Source organism: Mesorhizobium sp. C432A, from assembly GCF_030323145.1.
GTDB lineage: Bacteria > Pseudomonadota > Alphaproteobacteria > Rhizobiales > Rhizobiaceae > Mesorhizobium.
In genome coordinates this window covers 2861086-2877759 of sequence record NZ_CP100470.1, presented here as the reverse complement: position 1 = coordinate 2877759, position 16674 = coordinate 2861086, and the positions used below count along the sequence as shown (strand labels likewise).

The window sequence follows — 16674 nt, the reverse complement described above, 5'->3', positions numbered from 1 at the left end:
TCTGCGCAGCCCTATGGCCTTTGTGCGATCCGGGCTTCGTGACTTCCTGCCCGAACGACGGCGATCACCGTAGCGAAAACAGTGGTCTCATTTGCTCGCCCTCAAGAACCAATGCCATTGACGGGCATCGACCGCGCTCGGCCTCATCGACAGCAAGGCAAAAACCAAGCCTGGCATGATTTTCAGTCGCTTGCGGATATAAACGGCCATGGCAATGCTCCAGATGCTCAGTGCAAGTGCCACACCCACCGCAGCGCCAAGCAGGCCGTACACCGCAACTCCGGCTGCACAGGCAATTATATTGGCCACTGCACCCGCTACCATCGTCGTTGCCGCAGCCCATTCATTTCCAGTCATGGTCAGGAGATTCTGTTGGGGCCCGCACAGCGCGACAAAGACATATCCCAAAATCAGAACCCGTGCGATCGGCGCTCCCGCGCTATAACCCTCACCGAAATAGCTCAAGAACGGCTCGACTATCACCATCATTGGGACGGCCACCAGGATGGCACCGCCAGCAGAAAGCAGGGTTGCGCGCGCGAACAGCTGTTGTAGGCCTCTGCGATCGCCTCTGACGTAGAGATCGGCTGCTGTTGGCGAAAACATGGTTGCCACGGCGATACGGGACAGGCCCACGAGCATCGCGACATTCAAGGCCAGCGCGAAAATACCCGCTTCAGCAATATGGCTTGTCCAGCCCAAAACCAGGACTCCTGCCCGACTGACGAAAACATCGAGCCCAGTGATGAGCATGAGCGGGGGGACGGCAAGCCACCATTCCCTCGAGGCATAACTTGGCTTGGCGTGTCCCAGGCCGGGTGGTTCAAACCTCCTAGCGATGATGAACACCAGCGCCGCTGTGAAAGCGGAACTCACAAGCACCGCCAGCGTCACCGAGGGCGCATCCACTGTTCGAAATCCCGACAATGCCAGGAGCGCTACCAACACGAGCAGGAGCCCGTCTCGCATGATGCGCTCCGGCAACAACGCCGAGACAACGCCGCCGAAAGCACGCACAAGCGTGGCTCCGAGAGCATAGGCCGTAACCAAGGGCACAGCCATCATGCCGAGCACGATGCTTGTCTCAAGCCCTCTTTCCGTTGGATCTGAAAGGAACAGGACGGACGCAGCGCCGATCATCCCGAACAAGGTTGCCGCTATCAGCGATCTCTGCAGCGCAAATCTTATCACCCCGCGGGCCAGATCAAGCCTGCCACTGGCCCTATAGGCCGGGAGGAAACGCAACAATGATACATTAAAGCCAAGCGTTGCCAGATAGGCGAGCACTGACGTCCAAGCCTGAACGTAGGAATAGATACCGTAGTTGTGAGGTCCGATAAGGCGTGCAATTGCCAACTGTGCAAGACTGGTCAAACCAGCGCCACCAATATAGATCAACAAGGCGAATATGCTTGCCCAAGCCAGCCGCGAGCCCATGTCCTTGTTGCGCGGCGGTGCGGTTGCTGAACCAGTTACATCTGCGCGATGAGCCGGCAACTCAATTTGCTTTTCGCCGACCGACCTATCGAAGCGCGACAATGCAGAAAGTATTTGTCTCTCAATCCGACAAATACTTTTAAAGGTCGATGGACCATCGGTGTTTTCGACGGAGATGATTTCCCGGCCAGATGTTGTCAGGAGGTCATGCATCGCTTCAAAAACGGCGAATGAGCGCATGTTAACGCTCAAGTCGGCCTCGAAAATCCGTTCCGCCGGCGGCTCAAGCTCCATCCGCCGACGAAGGCGACTTTCCACGACCGCAGCTGGCACCAAGAGCCTGACGGTGAGATCGGCCGCCGGTGCGAGGCTGAGCGCCTTTTCCAGCGCTCTGGGGTTGGTGCTCCCATTAAACATCGCAAGCGAACCAATCGCTTGAACATATCCTTGATCGAAGATTATAATTTCGGGCGATTGCTCCGCAGACTTCCAGCAACGCGAAAGGTGCAGGATGTATCGCCAGATTCGCGCGCGCCATATTCGGTTTTTTGGCGGTATCATCCTCACTATTGCAAAGGAATTGGAAATATCATCGGCTCGCCCTGCCGAAAAAAGCAGTATTCTGGCTGTTGAAAACATCGCCGATACGATCCGTGATATGAACAGAAAGATTCCGAGATCATATTTGGCGGCCCTGGTGCTTGGCTTGTAGCTGAGAGCGACCTTGGCGTGATAGCCTTTCCCGCGCAGCTGCTGCGCAAGCGCATGTGCGAAGGTTGTTTTGCCGGATCCTGGAGGTCCGAAAAATTCAATGATCATCGTGTAGCTGGCTCGATTTAGGGGCTCGATCGCTCCCTGGAGCTTCTGTTGAAGATCGCACACGCATCTTCAAACCCTCTCCAACAGAAGATCGGCGTTGTCTCCGAGCCTGGAGCCGGCTAGCCTCTTCAGGTTCACCCGGGTGAGCACACTCCCTACTGGAACGGTGGCGGATCCGCCGGCTCCTATTGCATCCAGAGCACCACGGGCAATGCTGCGCCTCGTCCTTGCCCAGCGAACGGCAAAAAGCACCGAATCGGCCCAGCGCTTAAGCAGCCTGGTTTCAGGCCCCCGAGGCCCAGGGGACCGTTCATGATGACCACGTCGTAGGCCGAACGCAGCTCCTCGGTGAACTGGCATTTGTCGACGGTGGACAGAAGCGTCAGGAGATCATCGGAAGGTGCTGGAGCGGCCATGAGGTCGATACCGATTTCCGGCATCCTCGTAATTGCATCCTTCAGCACGCAACGTTCATTCACATAGTCGCCGAAGGAGTTCCGGGCCTTGTCGGTGCTGAATTCACCACGAAACCCGTTCGTGAGCCGTACATCCTTGCGATCGAGATCGAGGAAAAGCACTCTTCCTCCCAGCCGCGTTGCCGCCAGCGCCAGGCTCCATGCCAACTCGGTCTTGGCATCGTCCTGGATGCTGGATGTCACGAGAATGATATGCGGCGGCTGTCCCTTTCCCTGAGTTGGCGCCGCAGTGACGAGCAGCGAAGTCACGGCGCGGCTGAACGGCAAGTTCTGCTGGCTCAGAACCAGATGCCGCAGCTTTCTGGCGTTAAGTCCCGCAACCCTGGGAAGCAGTCCTACGCACGGGACCCCAAGCTCGGCCTCGGCTTCGGCTTCACTGCGCAAGGTTTGGTTGAAACCGTTGCGGACCAGGACAATGACCGCCCCCATGAGACCAAAGACGACCATGCCGGGAGGAATCAGGAAAATTGGCGACAATGTCGTGGGGGCCGACGGCGGCCAGGCGGTCGAAAGGACCGCTACGCCTGGCGAAGGAGCGGCGATGCGACGTGTCAAGTCCTGCTGCCGGCTCAGGAGTTCGTTGTAATGCTGCGTCACGATGGCTACCCTAGGTTCAAGGGAACGCAGCCCCGAAAGTTGGCTCGCCGTGTCGGCCACGGCCGCGTCGAGCATCGCCTTGCGACTTTCAAGAGCCGTAGCCTGAGACCGGTAGACATTTGCCTCGGCAGCGATTCGGGCAACGCTTTGCTCCATTTCGCGGGCGATCGCGTTGCGCAGATCGCCGTCGGCGGCGGCACCCGACTGGCGTGCCACCAGGTCCGTCAACACGGGCGACCCGATTTCTTCAGCGATGGCCGTGACCGGGGCGCCCGCCTTGCGCAGGTCCTCAATACGGCGAAGGCGCGCTTCCGACGCGGAAAGACTGGCTTTCGATAGGAATATCTGCCGGCCGAGTTCCGCTGTCTCACTGGCTGCGTTGTTGGCCGCAGTCTGATCGACGGCGCCATGCGTGAGCCGGTATGTCTCCAGCCGATCTGTCGCTTCGACAAGATCCCTTTGTACTTGCGGAAGGCTGGCGACTATCGAATCCAGATGAACCTGATCCGATGCCCGGCTTTTTTGTACCAGATCTTGAATGTAGACCTGGGCAAACGTGTTCGCGACAAGTGCCGCACGCGCCGGACTTGGATCGGTGAAGCCGATGGTGATGACGCGCGATCGCAGCTCTTGTCCGACCCTCATTCCGTTGCGTAGCGCCTTCAGCTCGGGCGCGTCCGCTGCGTCCGGATTTTCCGCCACCTTGTTATCCTGTCTCCAGGCCCTGTTCAGGAGATCGATGAGGAACGAGCCAGCCGCGGGCGGGACGGCATTGACGACGGTCTTTCCGTTACCGTCGACTGGTTGGGCTTTGCGCAGTGCTGCCAGGACCCGACGCAGGTGGCCTTGCGAGGAGAGCATCGTCAGATGATCATCGATGTTCGATTCCAGCGAGTCCTGGGCGGATGCCACGCCGCCCGAAGCACTGCTGCTCGGGGCATCGATAATGACCTGGGTCGTTGCCTCGAACAGCACCGGGCGGGTGAAGCCCGCCAGTCCGGCCAGGATGCCGCCCAGAAGGGCCACGGCAAGCAAGAACCATTTTCGCGTCGTCAGGATGATGACGAGCTGGTGGAAGGGTGACGATTGCGTTGGCTCGCGTGGCGGCCGCATCAAGCGCAGATTGGTTTCAAGTGTCCCAACTTCCATCTGCTTGGCGCGCGGACGCCGGGCGCGGTTGGCTATGGAACCTTCCATCTCAATCCCCTGTCAGTTCGATATGGTAAGAAGGGTGCGTGGCGACCGTCGATGGCCGCATGGCTTCGTTGCGCCACGCCTGAAACATGAGCACCGGCCACAGGTCGCGGAAATTATCTTGGCTTCCATGCAGATGATTGCGCCAGCATGCGTCAACCTTCTCACGGTCGATGACCCCGTCCCCGGAGCGGCCGATCGTGGCAATGATATCGGTTGCCCAGCCGCGCAAGGGCCCTTTCAACCAAGTCCCGACCGGAACGTCGAAACCTTGCTTGGGCCGGTCGACCAGTCGGCGTGGTACATAACGATCAAGCAGTCGTCGAAGCAACCATTTGCCCTTCCCGTTTCGGACTTTGGCACGGGCTGGCAACCGCCAGGCAAATTCAACGACGCGATGGTCCAGGATCGGGCATCGCCCCTCAAGGCTGTTGGCCATGGTGGCTCGATCGAGCTTCACCAAAATGTCGCCCGGTAGATAGCCTGTCATGTCGGCGAATAGGAGACGCGAGAGCAGGCCGTCGAGCTTTGTGGTGTCGGTAGGTGCTGTCGACGGCTTGCGATGAACAAGGTCGTTGGCTGAAGATTTTGTCAGTTGCAGAAAGAGTTCGTCCTCATCTCGCGCCGCGAGCAGGCGGGCAAGGCGAGCCAGGCGGTCACCGCGCAAGCCATGCCGCATATTCGCCGAAAGCGGCAGATTGCCGAAGATATCTTTCTGAGAGGCTTGGGCCAGCAACCCAGCCCCCGATGCCAACAGCCGGCGAAATGACAATGGCAGCTCATGCTGCTTTGTGAGGCGGGTTGCCAGGAAGTGTCGAGAATAGCCTGCGAAGCACTCGTCGCCGCCATCGCCTGAAAGCGCCACGGTTACGTGTTGCCGCGCGAGGCGCGACACCAGCAGCGTCGGTATCTGCGATTCATCGGCAAACGGCTCGTCCCAAATCCGGGGCAGCTCCGGAATGACCTCAAGCGCGGCAGCCGGCGAGAGATGAAGTTCCGTATGATCGGTGCCCAGATGCCGAGCAACCGCGGCCGCATGGGGAGCTTCATCAAACCCACCTTCCCCGAACGCTATGGTGAACGTCCGAACGGGGTTTCGGGACTGTGCCTGCATCAGGGCGACGACAGTCGAGCTGTCGATCCCGCCCGACAGAAAGGCGCCCAGCGGCACATCTGCAATCATTCGTTCCTTGACGGCCAGGCGGAGCAGGCTGTCGAGCTCGGTTGCGAGGTCCTCGTCGCTGGCAGCTATCGGATCGCGCTGTCCCTTGCAGGCGACATCGGCCAGCGACCACCAAGGGTGAATGCGATGCGCAAGCGAACCGGTGCCTCGGGCGTTGGCGAATTGCGCCGCAGTGACCGACAGGACTGATCCAGGTGGCAGCTTGAACACGCCTTGCCAAATGCAACGGTCATCCGGCACCCAGCCTTTGGAAACCATTGTCGTCGCCGCATCGACATCGAGTTCCGGGGTGAAGCCTGGGAAGCGAGTGATCGCCTTCAACTCCGAGGCGAAGACGAGCGCATCACGTGTCAGGGCGACATAAAGTGGCTTCTTCCCCATTCGGTCGCGGGCAAGCTGAAGCGTTCGGTTCTTCAGGTCCCACAGCCCAAAAGCAAACATGCCAGCGAAGCGCGCGAGGGCTGCATCAAGGCCCCAGCTTTCAATCGCGCACAGCATGACCTCCGTGTCGCTGGCGCCGCGGAAATGATGGCCCGCCCCTTCCAGTTCACGGCGCAGATCGCGAAAATTGTATATCTCGCCATTGAAGGTGATGACATACCGACCGCTCGCGGAGAGCATTGGCTGGCGACCCGCTTCGGACAGGTCGACGATGGCCAGTCGCCGGTGGCCGAAGGCTACCCCCCCTTCACGGCTCACCCAGAAGGCCTCACCGTCAGGTCCGCGATGACGAAGCGTCGTCGCCATCGGTCCGATGGCCCTGAGCGCACTTGCGTTGGCTGCATCGGGCGCCAACAAAATTCCGGCGATCCCACACATTCTAGCATCTCCTCTGGCGAACAATCGCGGGGATCGCTTCCGGCGTCCCGGCGGCAAGGCAGAGGGTCAGACAGAACCACACGATCGGATGGCGGATGACCAAATGCGGAGCACTGAAAACGGCGATCGATGCCACGAGCGCCACGAGAGCGTCCAGCTTCGCCCGCCAGGCGGACAACGCAGCCGAGCCGAAGATCCACATCAGGGCTAGAACCGAAATCAGGCCGCCCTGAGTGTAGAGATCCAGGATGGTGCTGTGCGCCTCGAAGGGCCGCGGCAAAAACTGTTGATTGACCACGGGCGGACTATCTAGATGCGGGCCCGGACCCAGTCCAAGCGATCCCGATCGTGCCCCCTTCTCCAAGGCTGCATTCCAGAGGTAGAGGCGAAGCGCCGCGGTTTGGGCAGTCGCTTCCCCGCCCTTGTCTTTGGTCAGGCTCTTGGCGAAGTCTTCGGCGCTGGAAGCCTCGCTGAGGGCATAGGGCGCTATAGACAGGGCCAGCGGCAGGAAGCCAACGGCCATCAGGACGGCAAGCTGCCTTGAAAGGCTCGCCTTATTGCCGTCGCTCGCCAGCCAGGCCCGGACCCGCAGCCCGAGAAGGATCAGACAAGCCAGGACCGTGGTATAAAGGTAGGTATCGCTTTTTGTCAGCCTTCCGACGTAAACGGTGAATATGAGGCTGCATAGGGCAAGGCATCTTCCCCATTTATTGCTGGTGGTTGTGGCAAGATGCAAGGCCAGTGGACCGAGTAGGGCGCAGTAGAGCGCAAGCTGGTTCGGATTGTCGGACCACCCGCAGAAGCGGTCCCAGTACCAGGGTTCGACCCCAGCCTGATGGAGCCAGCCGAAACCAAGCCCTACCTGAATGATGAAGCCCGCATTCGCGACAGCAACCATCCACCAGGCGATACGACGCAAACGGAAAGACGCGTTGGGCTCCGCAGCGGCCAGACAGGTGACGCACGCCAACAGCACATAGGCCAGCGTGTCGTGCAACAACGGATCCAGGAACAACGTGGTTGTCAGAAAACCGATGATGTAACCCACGCCCATGGCAAGCGCCAGGATCAGCCAGAAAAGCCCAAGCTTAGCCAGTGCCGGCGTAACCTCCAGTTGGCCGCCAGCAAGGATTCGCGTCATCGACAGCATTATCCAGAGCGTGAGGCACAGTTCGCTGTAGCCGAAGGGCAGCCCTGGGATGCTGAGTTGCGCCGCGTAGGACATCGCGACGCCGAAGGCCAGAAGCGCATCACGCATCATTGCCGCGCCTCGCCCAGTCGATGGGGGCTCGGCACCGCCTCTTCCCTCGGATTCGCCTGCGCAGCTTGAACAAGCCTGCTGCGATATCTGCCACCCAGGATTGTCTTGTACAGGTCGCAATACTGGTCGATGACCCACGACAACGAGAACCGCTCCCGCACGAATCCGACGGAACGGCTCCCCATGGTCTTGCCACGGGCGGGGTCGGAAAGAATATCGACTATCCGCGAGGCCAAGCCATCCGCATCGCGCGGCGCCACGAGATAGCCGTTCCAGCCATCCTCAACCACATCGTTGCAGCCCGGCATGTTGGAGGCGACGATCGGTAATCCGGACAATCCCGCCTCCAGCAGGACACGCGGAATTCCCTCGCGATATTGCGTCGGAAACGCAAACAGATCCGCCATCCCCAGGAGGGCTGGAATGTCGCGCCTTGGCCCCAATGCGACAACGTGGGGAACATGGCGCTCGATATCGGCTCTGCTGACGGCAAACGGACCTTCGGAGTCTTGCGGGCCGACAAGTACGAAACGCGCGTTGGGCCTCTCGCGGATAACGCGAGGAACCGCCTCGATGAGGGTTGGAATCCCCTTCTGCCGCGTGAGCCGACCGACAAATATTATGACCTGGGCCGATTGTAGGCCAAGTTCCTCGCGCATCGTGGCAGCCGAAGGACCACGATACCTTGCCATCGAGAATGCATCGGGGTCGATGCCAGAACTCCGGATCAGTCGCCCTTTGCCGCGAGCCACCAGCCGGTAGCGCTCGAAGAAGGCCTGATCATCACTATTCTGGAAGACGGTCATGGCTGTCCAACGAGACGCCACCCCCTGAAGGCCGCAAAAGAAAGGACGCAATGCCAGGGCCCGCGGCTCCCGCGACGAGAATGTCCAACCAAGCCCGTTGATGGTGCGAACGACGGGAACGTGCCCGCGCACCGCCAGTGGAGTTAGGATATTGGGCTTGGTGTCGAAACTTTGAATGATGTCCGGACGCAGTTCGGACATCAGTTCACGGATCGCGCTGACAGCACCCCATTCTGCACCGCCGCTGCCAAAGCGGTCGAACCCAAATCGGCGATGGGCAATGCCATGGGGTGAGAAGGCGGCTCCGAGATCACTCGAAACGGCAGTGACTTGAAAACCCCTTTCGCGAAGCGCCAAAAGAAACGGGATTCTTAGTCTATGATCCTCGCCGCCAACGCAAACCAGATGCGGACTCATCCTGTCGCTCCTGGATGCGATACCAATCGCGTAAAACAGCTGATCCTATCCGCGGTTTCCATGGCCGGTTTCATCGCCCCTGAACACACAACAGCCAGTCCCACGCTAGGAGCACGCTTTCGTGCTGTCCTCGTCTGTTTGCATGAAGCAAGCTGATCAACGATGCGGCAATGCAGCCACAACCGCTGTCGCCTCGGTCAGTGAGTTGGATTCATCCGGTCTGACGGTGCAAGGACGACATCTTCGCGTACGACACGGCGGGCGGGATATAGAAAAGGGCTGTGTTCGAAAGGTCCGCGCGCCGCGTTCAAAGCAACTTCCGCCCGCCTTCTCTCGCCGGATCAACATCGCGACCAGGCGGTGTGATGACTCGCACCGCCAGTTCTCCCGATCGCTTCGTCTGGAAACAGGCTTTCACCCGGTCTCTGGATATGGTCGGACCACCAGCCGCCTCTTCCCGCGGATGGGCGACCGCGTTGCCATACTCGCCGTCATTCGGACCGGCACGCCCGCCTTTCCGTTGAACCCGGCGGGATCCAGTTCAGTGCCTCTCCGCAATTGCCAGCGGCCCGCGCCTCGCATGACCTTGTGGAGTACTGCCTTGTTGCTCATTTGGCGCCGAGGCTTTGCTCACGAGGAGCATCGAGCGGCTGCAATGGGAGGCTTCGCCAGGGCGCGATTCCTTTGCGGTCTGAGCTCGAAGAAATCCTGCGGGAGCGCGCATTTGGGCGGTGGCTCAACCGAAGCGCGCATTGGCCGATTACCGCCACTGCAAACGCACAAGGCGCTCCGGCAGACGTCGCTGCAATGCTTTCGTTGCAGGCTTGAGCACCCCATACTTGGATCATCTACATACCTCTGAGGCAAGCGTAGCATCGAGGCTGTTGTGTTTTTCGGACGCTGATCAAAGATTCTATCAAGGGGCGCCGGTATTTGATTTGTCGCTAATGGATCCTTTCCCTAGGCAGGTGTGGGGCGCCTACCGAATCGGACGAAGGGTATGTCAATGACAACACTCCATTACGCCTCGGGCGGGTCGGCCTCCGAGGTCGCGAAAGCCGGATTCAATCTTGTTGATGTATCTTCCTTGGACCAGCTCAACGCCTTGCCGGCCGGCCAGAAAGGCCTGGTGTGGCTCAATGAAGCCGATGGTGCAACCTCCTCCTTTATCCAGAAGGTCACGCCCTTCATCGGCAATCCGAAAGTGTTTGGCTTCTTCCTGGTCGATGAGCCGGACCCGACCGGCAAATGGGGAACTTATGCCACCGCCGCTGATCTGAAGGCGGAGTCAGACTGGATCCACAGCCACCTGCCCGGCGCCAAGACCTTCATAACCATGATGAACATGGGGTCTTCCGCTAACCCCGACTTTTCAAACACATTCAATCCTGCCAACACGCATATCGACTATTACGGCTTGGATCCCTACCCGGTACGGACCGGAACAAGCACGATTGATTACAACATGATCGACAGGACTGTGGCGGCGGCCGTCGCCTCGGGCATCCCGCTCAGTCAGGTCGTTCCCGTGTATCAGACCTTCGGCGGCGGCGACTGGACGACCGACACGGGCGGTCGCTATGTCCTGCCCAGCGTTGCTCAGGAAAAGACCATGTTGGACCACTGGGCCAAGGTAGCGCCTTCGCCGGCCTTCGACTATGCCTATGCTTGGGGTTCTCAACAGGGCGACACGGCGCTTGAGAGCTCGCCGACGCTGCAGGCTCTGTTCCTTCAACACAACCAGAGCACCGCAAGCGGTCCTTCGGCCAGCGAACCGACGCCGCCGCCTACCAGCACAGTGCCTCCGCCCACAAGTGTCCCTCCGACCAGCACCGGCGATCACATTTTCTACGGCACGGGTAGCGCGGATGTGCTTCGCGGCACCGCTGGCGCGGACACGATGATGGGCCGCGGCTACAACGACACCTACTATGTCAACAACGCCGGCGACAAGGTGGTGGAACTGCGGCACAGCGGCAACGATAGCGTGCTGGCATCGGTCAGCTACGCGCTGTCGGCCGGCTCGCAGGTCGAGCATCTTGCGACCACCAGCAAATTGGGAACTGCCGCTATCAAGCTCACGGGAAACGAATTCGCCCAAACCATCGATGGCAATTCCGGGAGCAACACTATCAACGGCGGTGGTGGGAGAGACGTTCTGACCGGACATGGCGGCAACGACGTCTTTGTCTTCGATTCGGCTCTCAAGGTCGGCAATATCGACAAGGTCACCGATTTCAAAGTGGGCCACGACAAGATCCAACTCGACCACACTGTGTTTGCCGGCCTGCATACCGGCACCCTTCCCTCTTCGGCGTTCTACGCCGGCAGGGCCGCGCACGACAGCGGCGATCACATTGTCTATAACAGCTCGACCGGCGCGCTTTCCTTTGACAGCGACGGCTCGGGCGGCGCACATCAGATCCAATTTGCCACTCTATCGCCACACCTGGCTCTGACGGCGTCCTCGTTCATCGTGACGTGACCGTGGGAACGTCAGCCTGAGCAAGATGGTCTGACGTTCTTGAATATGGCTGACGGAACCAAGAAGCCCCGCCGAGCTTGTACTTGGTATGAGCGCGCGCGGCATCGAATTCCTGCAGAAATGGGTAGAGGATAAGATCCCACTCTACACCAAGGCCGATCCGGCTCTTGCGGCGAAACTTGCGGACCAAGCAACGGCGGATGCCATCAGAGCGGGAATCCGCCCCGAGGAAATCTCTGAGGAAGTCGGAAGCATGTTGACGACCATGCTCGAAGTGCTCGATCAGCACGATTCGACATGATTGCGCGCTTGGCGGCAGATGCTGCCCGGCTTGGCGCCAAATGCATAAATGTGTCATGGATCATAGGTCATGGGCCAGCCTAGGCAGCATGACCAACATGCTCTCCCAGAACGCGCGCGACGACCCCGTCCACGTCGTGAGGTTCAGCACCATTGACTTGTATCAACGGCCATCGGTCCTGGCGCAGGCACTCGCCGACCTCTCTTGAGATTTCGGCCTGCCTTAATCCTTTGTCCACGCCAAGTTCGAACAGCATAACCTCGAGGAGCGGTTGCTGCGCATGCCTATCCACAAGACGGCGGCGTAACGTTTCCTGGGGCGCGTCGAGTTGCACAACGAGATCCGGCCGCGGCAGGAACGCCAGGCACTCGCGGACCGCGTCGAGGCTTGGAGTTCTAGCCAGCACGCCCAGCGCACACAAAGCCTGAATCATGCCCTCTTCGAAGATGAAGCAACCGGGCGACTCCCGCGCTTGGCGCCAGGACTGGCACAGTTGGGCGATGTCGACCTTCATTCGCCATGACCACACGCGGCTTCGAAGAGGGATCGATGCCAGAAGCCGGGCCGCGACACTGTCCTTTGGCAAGGTCGACAGCAAGATAGGACCGGATGTGGCAATCTTTTTGCCAATTCTTCCTATGCCATGGCGGATTTCCGGAGCGTCATCCTGAGCCGATCCAGGTTCAATCAGGCGATACCCATTTACTGTCTTCACATTGATGCCGTGTCTCGCCAGCCCTTGGCAGAGGCCGCGAAGCAGCGTGGTTTTACCCGCGCCAGGCGGCCCAAACAACTCGATGATCATATGCTCAAGCGTCTCCGAACGAGCAGTCATTCCCCTACGGATCAAGCTTAGCCGGATTTCAGATCACACCAACGTTCATTTGAATGATTGTTCCAGTCAGTGAATCTGGGCACCGAGCCCGGATTCTAGCGGAGATGCCGATCGCATCCGTTCGCCTGGGCAAGCCGTCTTGCGCTCCACGGAGCTTGCAAGGAAAAACGACCGGTGCTGGACACAAATGGCAAAACTTCTGAAGGACGCTCGGGAAGCGCTGGCTAGGCAAGATCGAGGCATCATCCGAATGATTGATGAAAAGATCTCCGCGGCGAGCGATGTTCGACCGACAGCTTGGCGGGGCCCTGAATGTCCTCAGTGTGTTTGCATTCGGAAGTGGCAAATCAAAACCTACAGGTGGATCTGCGACCCACCCGAAGGTGGTCAGTCGTTCCCGAATATGACCTTGACCAAGGGGGGCCAGTCTGGGGCCGTTACCGACAGATGGGTGCCAAATTTGCGGACATTCCAATCTTCGACCACCTTGGAGATGTCGCCAGGCGGCATCCTGACAAGCTCGCAATCAGCGACGGCGCGAACCGCCTGACTTTTTCTGAGCTTTTCCGGGCGGTCGAGACGCTGGCAACTCATATCGCTGCCGTCGTCCCCGAAGGGCAGGCCATCGGCATCCTGCAAGCAAACTCCGCTTGGTATCCTGTGGCGATGTTGGCGACCATGGCGGCGGGACGGCCTTCGGTTCCGCTCAACACAAGAGATCCCGCCTCTCGCATTTTCGATATAGTCAGTGCCGCGGGGCTCGGCGCGATTATAGGCGCCGAAAATGTTCGCCCGGTCGAATTGGCCCAAGAGATCATCTGGATCGAAATTGCCGCCGCCGTGGCGCCCAACGATCAACACCCAGAACAGCAGCATAAGCCCCCTATCGTTTCGGTCGATGCGCCTGCATTGGTGCTTTACACTTCAGGTAGCACCGGGCGCCCCAAGGGAATCGTCAACAGCCAACGCAGCCTGCTATGGCGGGTCCGGCAATATGTCGATGCGTGCCATATCAGTGCGGATGACGTTTTCCTGCCGCTGACCGGGCCAGCCACGATCGCCGGTTGCCGGGAGATCTTTGCGGCGCTGCTGACGGGCGCCACATTGCATCTTCTCGAGGTGGAGACTGTCGGCCTGCGCGCTACGCGCGCTCGATTGCAGTCCGAAGGTGTGACGATCGCCTATCTTGTGCCGGCACTGCTTCGAGCCCTCCTGGCTGAGGCGCCCGCCGACGCTTCCTGGCCGCTCAGAGTGGCGCGGATCGGTGGGGAGAAAGTGTCATGGACGGACATCGCTTTGCTGCGCAAAGCCGTTTCGGACCAGTGTCTGATCCAGATCGGCTACTCATCGACTGAAACCATCGGTTCGCAATGGTTCTTGCCGCCTGACTGGCCCGAGCAAGACGCGTCGGTTCCCGTCGGCAGGCTGCTCCCTGGTATGACATTCGCTATCGTCGACGAAGCGGAGCGCAATGTAGGGCCAGGCGAAAGTGGAGAGCTTCTTATCAAAAGCCGCTATGTCCTGCTTGGTCATTGGGAGAACGGTGTGGTCGTTCCCGCGCAGCCGGACCCCGACGATCCCGAGGCTCGGCTTTTTTCGACCGGGGACCTCGTTCGGCTCGACGATGATGGCATCTTGAGGATCGTCGGCCGCAAAGGGCGCCAGATCAAGATCAATGGTCGACGCATCGAGCCCGCCGAACTCGAACGGGTCTTGCGCTGCGCGCCTTCGGTGGCGGATGCCGTGGTGATGGTAACTGCCGCGCAGGAGCTCATCGCCTTCGCGGTTCCCCAGCGCTTCGCAGGCGGCGCTTTTGCAGACGACCTTCGCAAGCTCCTCAGAATGACCTTGCCGGCACCATTGCGTCCCTTGCGATTGCACACCGTTGACGCAATCCCACGCCTGTCGGGAGGTAAGGTCGATTTGGCAACACTGGCCGAGATAGATCGTTCGCACGGAAGGAGGGCGCGAGCCGCCCGGTCGTCCACTCTCGATGCTCCGCCCGCCGGAGGAGCAAAGGACACGCGTCAAATAGTGCAGCACGCGTGGACGCAGGTTCTCAACACAGGCACTGCCACGGGAAACTGGGATGATGCTGGAGGAGATTCGCTACAGCTGCTGCACTGCGTCATGGCGATCGAAAACGCCATCGGGCAAGAGCTGGGCCTCGAGGCATTCACCGTCGGCATGAGCTTGGACGAGATGGTTGAGGCGGTCGTCTCTGCACGGTTAGGCGAAGGGCGCGAAAAGAAGCACCACCCCCCGATTCTTTTCCTGTTTCCAGGGTCCGTTGGCTATGGTCCGAGCCTGGCTGCGTTCGCAGCCGCCATGGGGAAAGTCGCCCGTGTAAACCCCATCCGATATCCGAGCCTTGCGGCGATACTGGACGGACACAACACCCTCAGCGCCATGGCTGGCGCCGCACTCGAGCAGATAAGCCGCATCCAACCTGCGGGCCCCGTGCGACTTCTCGGCCATTCTCTGGGTGGCGCGGTTGCATTCGAGGTTGCCGCACGGCTCATGAAGGCCGGGCGAACGGTGCGGTTCCTGGGCATCCTCGACACGAGCCTTCTGGACGAGCCGAGCAACCATTGGGAGACAGTTACCCGTACGTTCTATCGTATTCGCACCAACCGCATATCCGCGCACCGGATGGCTTGCAGAGCCCTTGCGAAGATCACCGTCGCCGTGGGCGGCGAAGCGCGTCTGGCCAGGATTCTGGACAGATTTGCCAATGGAGAGTTCAACCCGACTATCTTCAGGACCAAACTGGAACTGCAGGAGGTTTTAAGGGCGAAGTCATTCTTCCAGTGGCTTGAGGCACCGAAACCGGCTCTGCCCCTCTCCGGTACCTTGTTCCGATGTCGCAGGGAGGGAATGCCGCGGGCCTTGGGCTGGGACAGCGTCTTGGCACACCTGGACGTCATTTCGATCACGGGCAGCCACATCGACCTTGTCGTCGAACCAAACCTTGCCACCAACCGTCCGCTTATCGAGACGGCCATCGTGCGGACCTATTCCCCCGCCGAATCTCGCAAAAGGGAGGACTTGTCATCGACATAATTCCGGAATTCAGCAAGGACATGCTGACGCTCGATGCCCGCGCGGAGGTCGATCGCATCGTTGACACCTTGCGCACTCAGGTTCTCGGCACCCTGCATCGTCGCGGCGTGGTTGTCGGTCTTTCCGGCGGTATCGACAGCTCCGTCGTCGCGACCTTGTGCATGCGCGCGTTCGGGAAAGACAAGGTCCTGGGACTGTTCATGCCGGAGCGGGATTCTTCCGGCGACTCCCTGAGACTTGGCCGCCGCGTCGCGGCACAGCTTGGCATTGAAAGCGTCCTTGAGGACATAGCACCGGCACTGGAGGCCATTGGGGCCTACCGCCGGCAGATCGATGCGATCCAGACCGTCGTTCCCGACTATGGGGAAGGGTGGAAATGCAAGCTGGTGATCGCGTCGGTTCTGGAGAGCAGCGGGCTCAATATAACCCGCCTCACGGTCCAGGATCCGCAGGGTAAAGTAGATACCGTGCGTCTGCCGCCAGCTGCCTATCTGCAGATCGTTGCTGCGACAAACTACAAGCAGCGCCTGCGCAAGATGACGGAATACTATCACGCCGACCGCCTCAAATACGCGGTTGTCGGCACTCCAAATCGCCTCGAGTACGACCAGGGCTTTTTCGTCAAGCAGGGCGACGGAGCCGCCGACGTGATGCCGATCGTTCACCTTTACAAAACCCAGGTTTATCAACTCGCGGAATATCTCGAGGTGGATGATGAAATCCGGCAGCGGCCACCGACCACCGACACCTTTTCCATGACCCAAAGCCAGGAAGAATTCTATTTCGCGCTGCCCTATCACCTGATGGATCTATGCCTCTACGGCCTGAACCACGGGGTCGCCAGCAATGAGCTCGCGGCGGTTGCTGGCCTCACCGAGCCCCAGCTTCAGAAAGTGTTCAAGGACATCGAAGCGAAACGAAGGGCGGCCCACTATCTTCACGCGCGGCCTTTGCTGTCCGCGGAAGGCGGAGATTGACCGA

The 16674-nt window shown here is 59.9% G+C and carries 10 protein-coding genes; 4 read left to right on the top strand and 6 right to left on the bottom strand.

The window, feature by feature from the left end:
- Positions 1-87: 87 nt before the first annotated feature.
- The 5 genes from NLY33_RS13945 to NLY33_RS13925 form a co-directional block, all read right to left on the bottom strand.
- Positions 88-2256 carry a polysaccharide biosynthesis C-terminal domain-containing protein gene (locus NLY33_RS13945; protein WP_031195841.1) on the bottom strand — a complete coding sequence of 723 codons (2169 nt, stop codon included), beginning with the start codon at positions 2254-2256 and terminating at the stop codon, positions 88-90.
- Positions 2257-2441: 185 nt separating this feature from the next.
- A complete protein-coding gene (locus NLY33_RS13940; protein WP_286439849.1) occupies positions 2442-4526 on the bottom strand; it encodes a GumC family protein in 2085 nt (694 codons plus the stop codon).
- Between the two features lies 1 nt (position 4527).
- Positions 4528-6525, bottom strand: coding sequence for an asparagine synthase (glutamine-hydrolyzing) (gene asnB, locus NLY33_RS13935; RefSeq protein ID WP_023706585.1), 1998 nt, complete (start codon positions 6523-6525; stop codon positions 4528-4530).
- A gap of 1 nt (position 6526) precedes the next feature.
- Positions 6527-7786, bottom strand: coding sequence for an O-antigen ligase family protein (locus NLY33_RS13930; RefSeq protein WP_023691498.1), 1260 nt, complete (start codon positions 7784-7786; stop codon positions 6527-6529).
- Entirely contained in the window at positions 7783-9009 is a 1227-nt protein-coding gene (locus tag NLY33_RS13925) for a glycosyltransferase family 4 protein (RefSeq protein WP_023670892.1), read from the bottom strand. Before NLY33_RS13925 ends, NLY33_RS13930 begins: the two co-directional genes overlap by 4 nt.
- 1006 nt (positions 9010-10015) lie before the next feature.
- Between NLY33_RS13925 and NLY33_RS13920 the strand changes: the two genes are divergently transcribed.
- Both NLY33_RS13920 and NLY33_RS13915 read left to right on the top strand, forming a co-directional pair.
- The gene (locus NLY33_RS13920; RefSeq protein WP_023707687.1) at positions 10016-11494 is read left to right on the top strand and encodes a M10 family metallopeptidase C-terminal domain-containing protein; all 1479 of its coding nucleotides are present in this window, start codon (positions 10016-10018) and stop codon (positions 11492-11494) included.
- An 88-nt stretch (positions 11495-11582) separates the two neighbouring features.
- Positions 11583-11795 carry a DUF768 domain-containing protein gene (locus NLY33_RS13915; protein ID WP_023670889.1) on the top strand — a complete coding sequence of 71 codons (213 nt, stop codon included), beginning with the start codon at positions 11583-11585 and terminating at the stop codon, positions 11793-11795.
- 79 nt (positions 11796-11874) lie between these two features.
- Here the strand turns inward: NLY33_RS13915 and NLY33_RS13910 are convergent, their stop codons facing one another.
- Positions 11875-12600: an AAA family ATPase gene (locus NLY33_RS13910; protein WP_023670888.1), complete on the bottom strand. Its 726-nt coding sequence runs from the start codon at positions 12598-12600 to the stop codon at positions 11875-11877.
- Positions 12601-12942: 342 nt separating this feature from the next.
- On the opposite strand from NLY33_RS13910, the gene NLY33_RS13905 reads away from it, so the two are divergent.
- Positions 12943-15693: a non-ribosomal peptide synthetase gene (locus NLY33_RS13905; protein WP_023707686.1), complete on the top strand. Its 2751-nt coding sequence runs from the start codon at positions 12943-12945 to the stop codon at positions 15691-15693.
- A complete protein-coding gene (nadE, locus tag NLY33_RS13900; protein WP_280790677.1) occupies positions 15690-16670 on the top strand; it encodes an NAD(+) synthase in 981 nt (326 codons plus the stop codon). Before NLY33_RS13905 ends, nadE begins: the two co-directional genes overlap by 4 nt.
- Positions 16671-16674: the final 4 nt, after the last annotated feature.

What these genes read in the sequence shown, in the direction of transcription:
- NLY33_RS13945 (WP_031195841.1), bottom strand. Translation starts at nt 2,256, where the DNA reads ATGATCATTGAATTTTTCGGACCTCCAGGATCCGGCAAAACAACCTTC.
- NLY33_RS13940 (WP_286439849.1), bottom strand. Translation starts at nt 4,526, where the DNA reads ATGGAAGGTTCCATAGCCAACCGCGCCCGGCGTCCGCGCGCCAAGCAG.
- asnB (WP_023706585.1), bottom strand. Translation starts at nt 6,525, where the DNA reads ATGTGTGGGATCGCCGGAATTTTGTTGGCGCCCGATGCAGCCAACGCA.
- NLY33_RS13930 (WP_023691498.1), bottom strand. Translation starts at nt 7,786, where the DNA reads ATGATGCGTGATGCGCTTCTGGCCTTCGGCGTCGCGATGTCCTACGCG.
- NLY33_RS13925 (WP_023670892.1), bottom strand. Translation starts at nt 9,009, where the DNA reads ATGAGTCCGCATCTGGTTTGCGTTGGCGGCGAGGATCATAGACTAAGA.
- NLY33_RS13920 (WP_023707687.1), top strand. Translation starts at nt 10,016, where the DNA reads ATGACAACACTCCATTACGCCTCGGGCGGGTCGGCCTCCGAGGTCGCG.
- NLY33_RS13915 (WP_023670889.1), top strand. Translation starts at nt 11,583, where the DNA reads ATGAGCGCGCGCGGCATCGAATTCCTGCAGAAATGGGTAGAGGATAAG.
- NLY33_RS13910 (WP_023670888.1), bottom strand. Translation starts at nt 12,600, where the DNA reads ATGATCATCGAGTTGTTTGGGCCGCCTGGCGCGGGTAAAACCACGCTG.
- NLY33_RS13905 (WP_023707686.1), top strand. Translation starts at nt 12,943, where the DNA reads ATGTCCTCAGTGTGTTTGCATTCGGAAGTGGCAAATCAAAACCTACAG.